Origin of the sequence: Verrucomicrobium sp. BvORR034 (genome assembly GCF_000739635.1) — a bacterium.
Classification (GTDB): Bacteria; Verrucomicrobiota; Verrucomicrobiia; order Verrucomicrobiales; family Verrucomicrobiaceae; genus Verrucomicrobium.
On sequence record NZ_BATQ01000182.1, the window covers coordinates 74,475 to 90,232 of the forward strand.

Below are 15,758 nucleotides of genomic sequence, written 5' to 3' on the forward strand. Positions count from 1 at the left end.
TTCTTTTCCATGCGAATTCCGATACGACTCCAATCCGTCCTAGCAAGAAATCTGACACTCGACGGTGTGGTGAGATCTAACTTGCCATCATTCACCACCTGGATTTCAGCATCGAAAGTTCCGTTCTTTCCAGAATACACTGACCACGGCATTTCACACATCGAATCGGTTCTTGATACAGCTGTCGGGCTCATGACAGAGGATTCCTGGGAGGTATTTAGCGCCACAGATGCCGCAGTCCTAATTCTGAGTGTGCTGCTCCATGACAGTGCCATGCACCTGTCGGAAGAAGGGTTCCTTAGCCTTCTAAAAAAAGGGCGGAGCGAGTGCTGTGTGCCTGATCTAAATGACCCCCCTTGGGCCAACCTCTGGCAAGATTTCTTGGCGGAAGCCCGGCGATTTGATAGGAATAAGTTGCAACAAATATTTGGCACTGCCGATCCCATCACTCCGCCATCTTTTTCGACAGACAGCATGACAAAGCGTGACAGATTGCTAATTGGGGAATTCTTGCGCCGTCATCATCCACGCTTAGCCCAAGAGATAGCGCATTTTGGAGTGCCTTCGCCGCACTCGAACACAATCCAGTTGAACACGCTAAATGAGTCAAACGACCACATCCGCACAATGATCGGTTTGGTTGCACGGAGTCACGGGCAATCGATCCGATCACTTTTCCCCTTCATAAAATCAAAACTCGACCTGCGTGAGTACAAGGGCGGACATGTGGTATACCTCATAACTTTACTGAGAATTGCCGACTATCTCAAACTTGAGTCAGATAGGGCGCCGTCGGAATACCTAAAGATTACCCGCCTCTCAAGTCCGGCCTCAGTCGGCGAATGGAAGGCCCACAGCGCAATCACGGACATAAGGACAACTCACGAGGATCCTGAGGCTGTATACATTGATGCAACACCTAGCGATCAGAAAACTCTTGCAAAGATAAGGTCGTGGCTCAATGGCATCCAACAAGAATTGGATGTCTCGTGGGCGGTGTTGGGTGAAGTATACGGGCGCTTCAGAGGCTTGAACAAGCTAGGACTACAACTCCGCAGGGTTAGGTCATCGCTTGACAACTTGGACAGCTATTCAGAAAAGACGGACTTTTTCCCGATCGATGCAAGATTCCGGGCTGCTGACGCAGATCTATTAAAGCTCCTAACAGAACCTCTCTATGGAAATAGACCTGAAGTTGGAATTCGAGAATTGACACAGAACGCAGTAGATGCGGTTAGGGAAAGACTTGAGCTCGCACACAACCTCACAGAGGCAACCAACGACAGGCAATCAAGTGAAGCTCCGCTCGTCTCCATCAAGATCGAAAAGTTGGATGAACAATGGTCATGGGTCACTATTGAGGACAATGGCATTGGGATGACACCATCCACAATCGTTGATTATTTTCTCACTGCCGGTGCATCCTACAGGCGCAGTGATGAATGGCGGAAACAATTTGAGAATATCGATGGCAATCCTAGACTAATTAGAACTGGTCGATTTGGGATCGGCGCACTCGCAGCTTTTCTTCTGGGTCCGGAGATTGAAGTGGCAACGAGGCATGCAAGCCAGCAAATTGGAGTTTTATTCACCGCCTGCATTGATAGCGATTTGATCGAATTGAAAAAGGTCCATCGTCCTGTAGGCACAACAATCCGAATTCGCATCACAACGGACCTTGCGGGAAAATTCGAGGGTTCGGCATCACATGCGGCTCCCTCCTATGGAAATCAGCAAAAAAGGTTTTGGGATTGGTATTGCCTCAAGAAACCACAAGTTGCCCGAAGTGTTTTTGGAGTAGCACTAAAGCAGACTTTCCTCGTTCCAGATCTTAAAGATTCACTAGACGAAAACTGGATTGAGATTCCGGATCTGCGTTTCGACCGAGTGATGTGGTCTTACAAAAAGGGCACTCCAGAGTTGGCAGTCAACGGGTTTGTAATTCAAGGATCTCCAAGAGGGGACTGGGAAAAGAGCTATGGGTTAACCAAACCCCATGTCTCAGTTTTTGACTCTCGCGGCCTCATGCCTCTAAATCTTCAGCGAACCAATTTGACACAAGATTCTTATCCGTTCGAGGAGGCATTGCTTGATTCCGTTATGGACAACTGTATTACAAAAATTGCCCAGCACAGTGTCGAAGCTGCACCGAACATGTTCGCAATGAGGTCATTTAAAGGCTGTCCATTATATCCAGGTTTGGCGCTCAGGGACTTGTCTTGGAATAACTCATCATATGCAGGATGGTATTTTACAGGATCAGGATGGGGACTGGTTGACAGTCTATTGCAACGACCGGAAGTCACCAATTTCGTGTGCATTTCAGCACCTGGACTCAAAAACGAGGGGGTAACTCTGATTCCGCACGATGAAACACCAATGATGATCAGCAGACATGATAGCAGTTTAGGAGATTTGGACAATGTTGTGCGAAAATTAGCTTCTCCAGCATACAAAGCATGGCGGCACGAGTTTGATTGGTCGACACCAATAATCAACTTGCTCGATATGGCCAATATTGTCGGAGTGAGGATCTTGCTTTCAGAGCTTGCCCACGCACGTGCCATGAGTAAGACGGGTTTACCAAAGCGTCTTCTTCGAAAAGTACATCAGTTGCACTCGTCAGATGGGTGGCACATAATAGGCATTGGCGACCACAGCTCTGGACGCTTTGATTTCGAAAAATTCCTACAATCTAACCTGCACTCACTTAATGGATTTACAGTGATCGGTGAGTTCTTGCTTTCTAAAAATCAACTACACAAGTCCTTATCACCACTCAGCATCCATTGGCAGAAATTGGTGGGGAATGCTGTAATACCATATAAGCCGTCTAGCAGTTGCATAAAGTAACTCCTTCGAGTTGTGCAGCTGATTGGTGTTGAAGTAATGATAGATAGTTAAATGTCAAATCTCCTCATCATCGATCTCGAGGCCACCTGCTGCGACCGCGGCAAGGTGCCTCGGGATGAGATGGAAATCATCGAAATCGGGGCCGTGCTGCTGGACGGCAAGACGCTGGAGACGGTGTCGGAGTTCTGCACCTTCATCAAGCCCGTGCGGCATCCGGTGCTGACGCCGTTTTGCACGAAGCTGACCACCATCACCCAGGCTGATGTGGACGCGGCCCAGATGTTTCCTGAAGCCCTGGCCAATCTCAAGGCCTGGCTGGAGCCTTATCCTGATTGTTTATTCTCGTCGTGGGGTGCCTACGACAAAGGCCAGTTCCAGCAGGACTGCGCCTTTCATGATCTGCCCTACCCTTTCGCTGAAACGCATCTGAACCTCAAGAAAGCTTTCGCCGAAGCCAAGGGCCTGAAGAAACGCCCCGGCATGGGCCAGGCGCTAGGGATGCTGGGACTGGAGCTGGAAGGCACGCATCATCGCGGGATCGATGACGCGCGGAACATGGCGAGGATTGTGGCCCGCTGCGCGGGAGACATAAGACTAGAAGACACCAGACAGAAGACCTGAGCTCACGCATGGCGTGGACACGCCTAGTGAATCGATCGAGAAAAGGAAAGCGAGCGTGGCCAGCCCGCTCAGGTGCCGCACCTGACTGGGGCAACCGAAGCGGTCGCCCTACAACCCAAGACGTTTGGACCCGCGGTCGGAACAGAACATCCAATGGCCCTTGCGCGTCCATTACTCCCCTGACTCACTGTAGGGCAAGCGCCCCGCTTGCCACGCGCCGCCCCTGACGCAGCAGACCTCACCGCACCCAAGCGCCCATCGCGCTGCATTCCTCTGCTCCCGAAGCCGGTTGGGACAACCGGACTACGCCGCACGTGACAGCTGAAAGTAGTGCAGAGTCCCGCATGCGGGATCGGTATTGGAAGACGTGGGTAGCGCGACTGACGATCCCGTGACTGCGGGACTCTGCACTACTTTGCTCCGTCCCCGATTCGGTCGCCCTACAACCCGGGGTGGCGAAACATTAAGTGGAGCTAGAGGCCTCCCGGGACGTGCGCGTCGGAGCTCATCACAGACGGTCAGCCTCCATGGCACCCGCTCGCGCGACGCCTTCCTCCGCTCACCTGCGGGGCCGGAGACCCCGCCTCCTTTACTCCGCGGCCATGTGGCCTCGTAGCTCGTTCCTCCCCCCTGACCTCACGTCTTTCGTCTTCTGTCTTCCAGTCTTCTGTCTCCCTCGAAGCCGGACTGGCTTATTCCGCGCAACACGGTATAGTGACGGTTCCCCCGGCGATCCCGCCCTCCGAACTCTCCATTCCGCATTGATTTTGAAGACTTTCCAAGACCTCGGCATCTCCGAAGCACTCGTCCAGGGGCTCGAAGAGCTCGGCATCACCAAGCCCACAGCCATTCAGCAGCAAACGATTCCGCACGTTTTGGCGCACCGCGGGGACTTGATTGCCCAGGCCCAGACGGGCACAGGGAAAACGGCCGCTTTTGGTCTGCCGATGCTGGAGCGGATCATCCCCCACGCCGCCAAGGCGAAGGCTGGCCAGATCGACGGCCTGATCGTGGCCCCGACCCGGGAACTGGCCAAACAGATCGGCAAGCAGCTCTTCAAGTTCACGAAGCATGTGCCGGACAAGATCTTCGTGGAGACGATCACGGGCGGCGACGACATGGACCTTCAGATTTCCCGGCTGCGCCGCCCCACGCACATCGTGGTGGGCACCCCCGGCCGTCTCATGGACCTCATCCAGCGGGAGGCGCTGAACCTCTCCAAGGTGCGCTACCTGGTGCTGGATGAAGCCGACGAAATGCTCAGCCTGGGTTTCAAAAAGGAACTTGAGCAGTTCTTCCAGCTCACCGCCAAGTCCCGCAAGAACACCTGGCTTTTCTCCGCCACCATCCCCGAGGGCATTCAGGAGCTGATCGAGGGCTACATGGAGCCCGAGGCGCACCGGATCACGATCGACAAGGCGCATGTCGTGAACCGCGACATCACCCACCGCTACATCATCTGTGACCGCACGGAGAAGCTGGATCGCATCTCAGAGTTCCTCGAAGACCGCACGGAAGACCGCGGCGTCATCTTCTGCCGCACCATCGCGGGCTCCATCAACCTGGCCAAGGAACTCGGCACCCGGAACTTCTCCGTGGGCGTCCTCCACGGCGACCTCTCCCAGCTGGAGCGCGACAAGGTGATGCGCGCCTTCAAGAAAGAACGCCTCCAGTACCTGGTGACTACGGATGTGTCCGCCCGCGGCATCGACGTGGTGGGCCTCGCCTTCGTCATCCACCACCAGCTCCCGGAGCAGACGGAATACTACACCCACCGCAGCGGCCGCACCGGCCGGGCGGGACGCAAGGGCATGTCGCTCGCTTTCATCGAACCCAAGGAAAAGTCCGCGATCACCCGGCTGGAGAATGAACTGGGCGTGGAGTTCTCTGAGCGGAAGTAGTGGAGGAGGGCGTCGGGGGTGGGAGGGAATGAGGAAAGAACCACAGAGGCGCAGAGGGCACAGAGACTGATTTTTTAGACAGAATTAACGGAATTTACAGCATTGGGATTCCGCTTCGGCGCATGCACGTCAGGTTAATGGGTAGACCCTTTTTTAGGCGCGCATGCTCTGACGCCAAGGGCGTCAAACAAAATAGTCCCGCATGCGGGATCAGGTGAGGCACGAGCCGCCACCCTGGGTACATGGGCAGGTGAACCAGAACTCCGAAGTGAGTTCTACAAACCGCGGCAGCATCCCTGAGGTGTCCACCGCATGCAGAACGGTCATCTCCGGGTGTCTGGACGGCTTGTAGAACTCCCTTGGAGTTCCATGCTATCCCGTCGATACCCGGGGTGGCAACCGCTTCGCGGTCTGATCCCGCGACTGCGGGACTGTTTTGTATCACGCGGTTGGCGTGGGGATGTTGCCATGAGAAATATGGGATCACCGTCACGACTTGCCCGCCGCCCTTTAACCTGACGTGCATGCGCTTTGGCGAGCCTAGCTTGAAGCTTGCTTCTGCAACGGTACAAGCAGACTGCAGGGACCTTCTGAGACACGACGTCCTCATCCAACAGTTCAGAAACCCAATTCCGTAAATTCCGTTAATTCTGTCTAAAACTCCACCCGGAAACTCGCCTGAAAGTAGTCTTCGTTCCCCGCCCCGACTGACGTCAAAGAGTCCCCGGCTTCGTGGTGGGTGTAGCCGAGGAAGAGTTCGGTCTTCTCCGTCACTTTCCAGGTCAGCGCAGCATTGAAGGCGGCGCCGAGATAGCGTTCCCCATCTGGGGCCGGACCAGCGAGGCGTTGCAGGGGCGGGGCATAGACATCGTCCTCCGCGCTGAAGCGCCAGAGGAAGTTCACGCCGAGTGACGCCTCGACTTTCGGGTGCGGCTTGAGGCTCAGCACCGGGTTGAGGTTGTACAGATTGGAAGGAGAGAGAAAGCCGCCTTCGTTGAAGTAGTTGTTGGCCTGAAAGAGCGGGTGAAACGTGTGCAGATCTCCATCCGGACCGCCACCGGAGATGAAGTCCGCCCGCAGCATGAGCGTGGGCTGCCACGGAGTCTGGGTAAACTCGTACCCCAGGCCCAGGCTGCCGGCGCCGGCCACAATGTCCCGATCCCCCACCCGCCCGAACTGGAAGATCAGCTCTGTGTTGTAGATCACCGGGCGGGTCTTGTTCCACCAGCGTGTGCCCACGGTGTGGCGCAGTTCACGCCCGCCTTCGCCATCCTCGGGTTCAAGGAAAACAGAATCCTCATCGTGAAGCCCGATGTAATACAGGTCCACCGCATGCCCCTCCCCCAAGGGTGAAGGAAACACGCCATACACACTCCAGAACCGCACCCGTTCCGGATGCGAAGTGTTGTCGAAAGCACCGTCCTCGATCTCAACCGGCGAGGCCACGAAGGCATCCACCTGATACGTGTCACCTTGCTTCCATGAAAGCAGCAGCGCATCATGCGCCAGACGCTGGTTGGCCCCTTCCCGCGCCGCCAGAAGCCGGCCAGAGCCATAGTAGAGCGTCTGCCGACCCGCCTTGAAGGTCAGTGAATCCTCCTCCTCCCAGTGAAAGCGGTACTGCGCGTAGAGCTGGAGGAAATCCACCTCATCCTGGTCCGGGGGAGCGAGCGAGGAATCCTTGCCCCACATCCGTCCCCAAGTGAACTCTGAAGCCAGCCGGAAGGTTTCCTCATAGTCCGCCGTGAGCAGCACCTGCACCCTCTGATGCACCCACGCGTCATCCTTGACCGGACCGAGCCCGAGGTCGAGACCCTGGTAAGTCTCCTGCATGGTCCGGGCATGACCTGAGATCGACCCCGTCCAGCCCTCCAGCGGCCCCGCTGCGATAGCCGACACCCCTCCCAGACAAGTGACCGCGATCACGGCCAACAGAATGGGAGAGGTACCGAATGACATGGGACACGCCCCGCGGAAAACTTGGGAACTAGAAGGCAAAGCAATCGCAGCCCGAACCCCAGAAGGATCCAAAGGGGTTGCTCCCGCTGTCGGCCGTGCTGCTGATCGAGCGCGTCTGCGCCCGGCCGGTGCGGGCCGGATGCTCCAGCGGCAGCGGCACACCAGCGCGCGCGGCTTTCTTCACATCCAGCGGAGCGCCATAGCCACCGAAGACGCTGATGGGCGACCATTCCGGCAGCACGGGCAGCGGCCCGGGGGCATGCGGGCTGAACTCATCCCGTGCATGCACGACCTTCCCACCCACCACCGTGAGCACGGACTCAATGCCCTTGATGGCCTCATCCGGTACGCTGAAATAATCGTCCGTGAGGACCACCAGATCGGCAAGCTGACCGGCTCTCAGTGCGCCCTTTTTCCCCACTTCCGTGGAGAACCAGGAACTGCCCTGGGTGTAGAGCCGCAGGGCCTCCTCCCGCGTCAGGCAGTTCTTCTCCGGATACAGGGCGGTGCCACCCACCGTGCGACCGGTGGTGAGCCAGTAGAGAGAGACCCAGGGATTGTAGCTGGCCACTCGCGTGGCATCGGTACCAGCGCCCACGGGCAGACCCATCTCCAGCATGCGGCGCACCGGCGGGGTGCGCTCCGCGGCGGCCTTGCCATAGCGGTCCAGGAAATACTCACCCTGGTAAGCCATGCGATGCTGGATGGCCACGCCGCCGCCAAGCGCTTTCACCCGCTCCAGGTTGCGGTCGGAAATCGTCTCGCAATGGTCGAAGAACCAGTGAATGTCCCCAAAGGGAATCTCGCGGTTCACCTCCTCAAACACGTTCAGGAAGCGGGAGATGCTCTCGTCATAGGTCGCATGCAGGCGGAAGGGCCAGTGATTGGCCGCCAGCAGAGAAACCACCTCCTTGAGCTCCGTCTCCAGTGTGGGAGCCAGGTCGGGACGAGGTTCAAGGAAATCCTCAAAGTCGGCGGCGGAGAACACGAGCATCTCACCAGCCCCGTTGCAGCGGTAATAGTCATCGCCCACGCCGGGGCCGGTCATCTTGATCCAGCGGGCGAAGTCCGCCTTCTCCTCCTTGGGTTTCTGGGTGAAGAGATTGTAAGCCACACGCAGGGTCAACTCACCGCGCTTGTGGAGTTCATCAATGACAGCATAGTCCTCCGGATAGTTCTGAAAGCCGCCGCCGGCGTCAATGATGCTGGTCAGGCCGAGCCGGTTGAGCTCCCGCAGGAAGTGGCGGGTGGAGTTGATCTGGTGCTCGGGCGGCAGCTTGGGCCCCTTCGCCAGCGTAGAATAGAGGATTGTCGCATTGGGCCGGGCAATGAGCAGACCGGTGGGGTTGCCATCCGCATCCCGCTGGATCTCCCCACCCGGAGGGTTGGGCGTGTCCCGGGTGTAGCCGCAGGCGCGTAACGCGGCTTTGTTCAGCAGAGCCCGGCAGTAGAGGTGGAGAATGAACACAGGCGTGTCCGGTGCCGCAGCATTCACCTCCTCCAGCGTGGGCATGCGTCTTTCCGCGAACTGAAACTCGCTCCAGCCGCCGACGATACGGACCCACTGCCCGGGAGGGGTGCGGGCTGCCTGGGCCTTCAGCATGCGCAGCCCATCTGCCAGGGAGGGCACGCCGTCCCAGCGCAGCTCCATGTTGTAGTTCAACCCACCGCGGATGACGTGCAGGTGGGAGTCGTTCAGCCCCGGGATGACCCGGCGGCCCTGAAGGTCGATGACCTTGGTCTCAGGGCCTGTCGTGAAGTCACGGGCATTGTCCACGCCGACGATGCGACCGTCTTTGATGACCAGCTCCTTCGCCTCCGGATGTGAGGCCTCCAGGGTGGTGATGCGGCCGTTGATGAGGATCAGATCCGGTGCCGGGGAAGCGCTCATGGCAGAAAGAGTTTGGGGGTATGGGAAATAAACGTTTTCAATTCCGCCCGGGTGGATGAAGCCAGCGATGGGCCAGCTTCACCAGCAGGGGCATGGCCACCCACGCGAGGGTGGCAGTGATGCCGGCGGCGACCACGCCCGTCAGCAGGAGCTTGGGCAGGAAGCCGCCCAGCAGGGGAATCAGAAGACGGGGCACGATCATGCTCACCGGCCAGACGGCCACCCACGTGAGCAGGGCCATCTTCCACTTGGGCGGAGGGGGCCGGCCCGAGGGATCCCGAAACCAGGCCTCCAGGCCGTGGAGGTCCCGGCACTCGGCCTCGCCCTCCACCAGCGGTCTCACACTCTCCTGCCAGGCCAGATAGAGGGGCGACGTGTAGAACGCCTCCCTGGCCTCCTGGCTGGAGAAGGTGCGCAGAATGCCGTACTCGTTGGACCCCGAACCCGGAGCCGGATAGAGGAACTGCACACCCCGGGTGCCCGGGGCATGGAGCGAGTCGCGGGCAAACTCCGTCAGCGCCTTTTCAAAAGCGCTGACGTGTTCCGGCCGGACCCGGCGGGTGATGGCGACATGCACAGCGTCGTCCATAGTCCTGAAGTTCTCAGGTTAGGGGTGAATAAGTGATGGGATCGATCAATGATGCGCGGAAGCGGGCACCACCTGCGGCTTGATGGCCGACTGCGGAGCCTTGTGCACCATGGTGTACGCGTACTCCACGCCCACGCCATAGGCGCCGCCCTGGCCTTTGATGAGGCCCATGAGGTTGTTGTAGTGCTCGCGCTTCGCCCAGTCGCGCTGCCACTCGAGCAGGGCGGGAATGGTGGTCACGCGCACCGCACCGGCCTGGACCATGCGGGAGAGAGCCGCCTCATGCGCCGCCGGGGAGGTGGCGCCGCAGCAGTCCTCCACGACGTAGATGTTATACCCTGCACCCAGCATCTCGATGGTGGGCCAGGTCACACAGACCTCCGTCCAGAGACCGGTCATGAGGATGTTCTTCTTCCCGGTGGCTTCGATGGCAGCGCGGAAGCCAGCATCATCCCAGGAGTTCATGGAGGTGCGTTCCACCACCGGCTGGCCGGGGAACACATCCAGAAGCTGCGGCCAGACATAACCGCTGAAGGATTCCGTCTCCACCGCGGTGAGCACAGTGGGGATGTTGAACTCCTTGGCCACCTTGGCCAGAAGGGTCACGTTGTTGATCAAGGTCGCACGATCAATGTTGGCGACGCCAAAGGTCATCTGCGGCTGGTGGTCGATGAAGACAACCGCGCTGTCCTCGGGCGTGAAGAGTTTGTGGTAGGGGCTCATGGCGTGTGGGATGTTTCCTATACCGTCCTTGGAAGCGGTGAATGTGCCTGCCGAGACCTGTCTCAGGCCTGCGCCATCCACCTCGTCTTGTCATGTCGGGTCTTGTCTCTTCCCCGGTCAGGGGAACGCACCGATCATCTCACCACGGGCGCTTTTTGACCAGATGGCATGGGGATGATCTTTGCGAGCGACAGGAGGATGGGGGTGGACTCATCCTTTTGGATGAGCTGGCAGAGGGAAGGAAGGATCAAAATTCAATGACCAAACTTCAAACTCCAGGGGAGGGCGGCAGAGCGAAACAAAGTAGTCACAGGCTTCAGCCTGTTCAGTCGTGCGGCCCACGTGTTCCGACGCCAGGCTAAAGCCCGGCACTACTTTAAACTGCTGCCTGTATCCCACCTCTTACCATTTACCTCTCACCAATCCCTTCCGGCTCGCCACCGCGATCGCCTCGGTGCGGCTCAGGACATCGAGCTTGCTAAACAAACTCCGCAAATGGGTCTTCACCGTGGGCTCGCTGATGCTCAAGGTGCTGGCGATCTCCTTGTTGCTCCGTCCCTTGGCCAGCAGCTCCAGCACCTCTTGCTCCCGGCGGGTGAGAGGTTCATTGCTGACGCTCGCGGCCAGCTTTTCCACCAGAGACGGTGCCAGGCAGGTCTCCCCGCGATGCACCCTCCGAATCGTATCCACCAGCTCCTCACGCGGCCCATCCTTCAACAGATAGGCGCGGGCCCCGGCTTTGACTGCCCGGTAGATTTCATTGTCGGTGTCACAGGTTGTGAGCACGACGACCCGGGCCGAGTTGTCCAGCCGCCGAATCTCTTCAATCACCTCCACGCCGTCCAGGCCGGGCATGCGGATGTCCACCAGAGTCACATCCGGCCGGTGCTGCTGCCAGAGCGCCACCGCCTCCCTGCCATCGGACGCCGCGGCCACCACCTGCATCTCTTCATTCCGGTTGATGATGACGTTGAGCCCCTCCAGCACCGTGACATGATCGTCCGCAATCAGCACGCGTATGCGCGAATCAGATCCGGTGCCGACAGGGGGTTGTTTCATGCAAACGTGCCGCTTTCCGCCTTGGGCCGCCCCAAACGGATGCTGATGGAAGTACCCCGCCCTGGCTTGCTGCGCAAGCAGAGACGTCCTCCCATGCCTTCCACCCGCTCACGAATTCCCGTCAGGCCAAAGCCGTCGTGCTGCTGATCTGGATCAAATCCCCGGCCGTTATCATGCAGGTGCAGACGGATCGCGGGGGCGGAAAAGATGAGCCGCCCCGTGAACCGGCTCGCCCCGGCGTGGCGGATGGCGTTGGTCAGCACCTCCTGCCCGATCCGAAGGATATTTTCCTCGCACCGATTGGGGATGTGGTAGGGATCGCCCCGCAGCGTCACCTCCGCCTGCAGGCCGGTGCCCTCTGTCATCTGCTTGAAGAGGGCGCTCAGAGCCTGCGGAAGGTCCTGCGCCTTGAGCGCCTGCGGTCGCATGGCGCGCACGGACCGCCGGGCATCTCGCAGCGTCTGCCGGGCCAGCTCCCGGGCGCGCTTCAGATGAGGATCCACATCCTCCATCAGTCCTCGGGCGGCGGCGTCTTCCGCCAGCTCCAGCTGCATGATGACGGCGGTGATCCCCTGGGCCAGGGTGTCATGCAGCTCCCGCGCCATGCGGTTGCGCTCGGCCAGCACCGCGAGACGATGCCCTTCCTGCGTCAGGCGGATGAGTTGAAGCGCGAGCATCACCTGATGCGCCAGCGCCTGGGCCAGCTCGATCTCCTCCGTCTGAAATTGAGGCGGGCGAGTGAACCGGATGCTCAGGAAACCGGTAACACGGCCGGCCAGGAGCATGGGCACCACCAGGGTGGATTGCACGCCCTGATCCAGCAGTCTCTGGACCACGATGGGGACATTCGGATTCTCCACCGCATCCGCGTGCCAGGGGTACCAGGGACCGTCGGTCCCATCTAGTGTCTGCACGCGGATGTCTCCGCCATTCCAGTCCCCCGCCACACAGTATATGCCAGTGGCAAAAAAGTCCGTCCAAATCGGGTGCGGTGCGTCACCCTCCTTGTTGAGGGATTGAGGCTCCGATTCATCCACGGTGGTGAGGTGCAGCTCACCGCCCTCCCAGCTGGCCACCAGCTTCACCACGGCGGTTTCCTTGTTTTTCTGCCAGACGCCCAGGCTGTGGGCGTTCAGGGTCGAGGTGATAACACACAACACATGCGCGAGGAGCCGGTCGGGATTGGCCTCGCGAGAGACGGCGGAAAGCGTCTGCGTGAGCGCACTGATCTGGCCGCGCGCCAGGTGCTCGGACTTGCGGCGCTCTTCCACATCCGTGTTCGTCCCGTACCACTTCACCACTTTCCCCTCCGCATCATAGAGCGGCACGCCGCGGAAAATAAACCAACGGTACGCCCCGCTGTGATGCCGGAGTCGCGCCTCAATATCGCCCGCCACTCCCTCGGCGATGATGGACTTCCAATAGGTCACCAGCCGGTCGAGATCGTCAGGATGAATGGCCGTCTGCCAGCCCCATCCAGACGCCTGATCCAGCGTCAGGCCGGTGTAGTCCAGCCAGCGTTTGTTGAGGTACTCGATGTTCCCATCGGGCAGGGAGCTCCAGACCAGCCCTGGGATGGTATCGATGACCAGGCGCAGGTTGTCCTTGTTCCGCCGCAGCGTCTCCTCTGCCCGGCGACGTTCTTCAATCTCGCGGGTCAGGGCCCGATTGGCCGTCTCAAGCTCGGCAGTGCGTTCCTCGATCCGCTGTCCCAGTCCATTGTTGAGCTGTGCCAGAGCCTCCTCCGCCCGTTTCCGTTCGGTGATGTCCAGCACTGATCCGATGAAGCGCACGGGCGCTCCCGCCTCATCAAAAAACGCCTGTCCGCGTGCCAGCACCCAGCGCCCGCCAGTCGCCTCTGGTCGCAGCGTGCGGTACTCCAGTGCGTAGCGGCCGCCTTCCTGGCCCATCAGCGCCCCTTTCACCGCTGCGTCCACCTTCTCCCGGTCTTCCGGATGCACGGCGGTGAGGAACATGTCATGCGTCACCTCCGCATCCAGCGGCACGCCGAATATTTCCTTCAACCTGTCTGACCAGTGACCCGGGTTGGAGTCCGGCGTGGCCTGCCAGATCCACAGCCCCAACCCGCCCAGCTCCATGGCCAGGCGCAGGCGCTCCTCGGCCTCGATGAGGGACTTGTTGTGCTGGCGCAACTGCACGAGCTGTTGCTGGAGGTGTGCAGGCGACCCCATCGGTACCGGAGCCGCAGACTCTGGGGAGCCCGCGAGGTCACCCTTCACCGGCAACTCACGACAGGAGACGATGAGGCAGTCTCCCCGATCAGAGCTGGCCACGCGACGGACGCGGGCCTCCACCCGTATCACATGCCCCAGACGATGCGCCAGCGTGAGGACGAAGGTCTCGGTGGCGTCACGCGAGCGGCTGCGCAGCCACTCCCGCACCTCGAGCGGTGAGGTGGTCGGCAGCAATTGCCAGGGCCGCATTTCCAGTATCTCCACCCGCGACCAACCCGCGAGCTGGCACGCAGCCTCATTCGCTTCCAAAAAGCGGCCGCTCAGGTCCACCAGCAGCACCGCATCCGGATGCTGCTGGAAGATCAGCCCTGCCAATCCCGGGTCAAGCTGGGTGGCAGGCTCTGTCTGAAAGGCAACGTCGGATGGCATGGTGGGATCGTGCGCAAAAAGCGATCATCTCCCATGCCACGACAACCGACAAGAGTTTCCCGCCCATGCCTGCGGTAGGCATGACACTTCCCAGTGTCAGTGGTTCCCCCAAGCGCCGCCCTGCGGATCCACCTCACCCCTCGTTCACTTCCCCCAGTTCTTGTCGGCGAAGTCCATGTACTTCTCCCAGTCGAAGAGCAGGATGTCGTGCTTGCCGGTGCGATTGTGATACCCCAGGGCCTCCCCGACGCTCACATCCGGCGCGGGCGGCTCCGCCACTCCGAGGCCTTTTTTGCCAAAGAGGGCGTACACCGGCTCCGCCAGCTTGGTCCCCAGGAACTCGCCCTTGGGATCCGCCCAGAGATCCTCCGTGGCACTGGCCACATACACCGGTCGCGGCGCGCACAGGGCGATCAACTCATGCTGGTCAACCGGCAGGGCGGCTTCGTTGATGCTGTACTTCTTGAAGTTGCCGTTGAACCAATGGGGGAAGTTCGTGTTGAGCTTGTTCACCGTCTCACCGAAGTGGCGCTTGCTCAGCGCTGCCCCACCCGCCCCGGAGTTGTTGCTGATGACAAGGCTGAAGCGGGTGTCCTGCGCTCCGGCCCAGAGGGAGGTCTTGCCCAGCCGGGAATGACCCAGCACGGCGAGGCGCTTGCCATCCACCTCTGGCAACGTCACCAGATAGTCCGCCATCCGGCTCAGCCCCCAGGCCCAGGCCCCGATGGAGCCCCATTCGTCCGCCTCCGGCTTGGTCTGCCCCGCCTTGTAAAAGAGCGGCTGCACCCCGTTCTGGAAGCCGTCGTCGAAGTCGGGGTCCAAATCTCCATAGTAGGCGGTGGCCACGCCGTAGCCGCGGGCGATCACCTCGGCCATCGGCCAGCGCCGGGCGTCCGCCCCACGAGACGCCTCGGTGGCGCGGTTTTCCGTGACCCCGGTCTCTTTATTATTGCGGAACCAGCCTTGGGGCACCGGGATGGCGGGATCCTCCGTCACGGCGTGATTGCCTCCGAAGTTTAGCCCGACAAACACGCCTGCTGGCCTCTCCTTGGACACGGCATTGGGCAGGTACACCAGCACGTCCAGATGGGGCGTGTCCGCCTTCGTGAAATAGATCCGCACCAGCCGTTGCGTGGCCTTGCCCTCCAGCGCCCTCTTGTTTTCCAGTAGCACTTCCATGCGCCCGCCTTCCAGCTTCTTCTCTGGCGTGCGCCCGTACACCTCGGTCTCGAAGAGCTTGAACAACTCCGGACGCCGCTTCTCCAGCCACTGCTCCTTGGTGGTCACCTTGGTGCCATCTGCGCAGGTGAGCGGGTCAGGGATGGGCAGGTTGCCCACGTGGACCTCGTCCTGGTTGATCACTTCCTGCGGCTTGGCCGCGGTGGCTGGGGCAGTTGCGGTCTGGGCCATGGTGAGGGAGGCGGTGGCCAGCGTCCCCACGCTGAGCATGAGGACTGCGGCGGGCGAATAGCGATTCATGGGAAAAGAACCCTGACTGAAGCGCAAACCTTTCGCCAGAAAATATCATCAGACTTGCC

The 15,758-nt window shown here is 59.9% G+C and carries 10 protein-coding genes; 3 read left to right on the forward strand and 7 right to left on the reverse strand.

What is annotated here, in order from left to right; genetic code table 11:
- Window positions 1-81 precede the first annotated feature (81 nt).
- The 3 genes from BV034_RS32460 (at window position 82) to BV034_RS32470 (ending at window position 5,375) form a co-directional block, all read left to right on the forward strand.
- On the forward strand, window positions 82-2,853 hold the full coding sequence (locus BV034_RS32460) for an ATP-binding protein (RefSeq protein WP_265593724.1): 2,772 nt from the start codon (window positions 82-84) through the stop codon (window positions 2,851-2,853).
- Between the two features lie 51 nt (window positions 2,854-2,904).
- A complete protein-coding gene (locus BV034_RS32465) occupies window positions 2,905-3,474 on the forward strand; it encodes a 3'-5' exonuclease (RefSeq protein ID WP_050031090.1) in 570 nt (189 codons plus the stop codon).
- A 767-nt stretch (window positions 3,475-4,241) separates the two neighbouring features.
- On the forward strand, window positions 4,242-5,375 hold the full coding sequence (locus BV034_RS32470; RefSeq protein ID WP_050031136.1) for a DEAD/DEAH box helicase: 1,134 nt from the start codon (window positions 4,242-4,244) through the stop codon (window positions 5,373-5,375).
- Window positions 5,376-6,029: 654 nt separating this feature from the next.
- On the opposite strand, the gene BV034_RS32475 is transcribed toward BV034_RS32470, so the two are convergent.
- The 7 genes from BV034_RS32475 to BV034_RS32505 all read right to left on the reverse strand — a co-directional run bounded on the left by BV034_RS32475 (window position 6,030) and on the right by BV034_RS32505 (window position 15,699).
- On the reverse strand, window positions 6,030-7,334 hold the full coding sequence (locus BV034_RS32475) for an alginate export family protein (protein WP_050031091.1): 1,305 nt from the start codon (window positions 7,332-7,334) through the stop codon (window positions 6,030-6,032).
- 28 nt (window positions 7,335-7,362) lie between these two features.
- Window positions 7,363-9,225, reverse strand: coding sequence for an amidohydrolase (locus BV034_RS32480; protein WP_050031092.1), 1,863 nt, complete (start codon window positions 9,223-9,225; stop codon window positions 7,363-7,365).
- A gap of 37 nt (window positions 9,226-9,262) precedes the next feature.
- On the reverse strand, window positions 9,263-9,814 hold the full coding sequence (locus BV034_RS32485; RefSeq protein ID WP_050031093.1) for an antibiotic biosynthesis monooxygenase: 552 nt from the start codon (window positions 9,812-9,814) through the stop codon (window positions 9,263-9,265).
- Window positions 9,815-9,859: 45 nt separating this feature from the next.
- Complete coding sequence (locus BV034_RS32490; protein WP_038162578.1) at window positions 9,860-10,537, reverse strand: hydrolase; 678 nt, start codon at window positions 10,535-10,537, stop codon at window positions 9,860-9,862.
- A gap of 402 nt (window positions 10,538-10,939) precedes the next feature.
- Entirely contained in the window at window positions 10,940-11,596 is a 657-nt protein-coding gene (locus BV034_RS32495; RefSeq protein WP_050031094.1) for a response regulator transcription factor, read from the reverse strand.
- Entirely contained in the window at window positions 11,593-14,220 is a 2,628-nt protein-coding gene (locus BV034_RS32500; RefSeq protein WP_050031095.1) for a PAS domain S-box protein, read from the reverse strand. The genes BV034_RS32495 and BV034_RS32500 overlap by 4 nt, the downstream gene beginning before the upstream one ends.
- Before the next feature lie 144 nt (window positions 14,221-14,364).
- On the reverse strand, window positions 14,365-15,699 hold the full coding sequence (locus tag BV034_RS32505; protein ID WP_081888305.1) for an acetylxylan esterase: 1,335 nt from the start codon (window positions 15,697-15,699) through the stop codon (window positions 14,365-14,367).
- Between the last annotated feature and the right edge of the window lie 59 nt (window positions 15,700-15,758).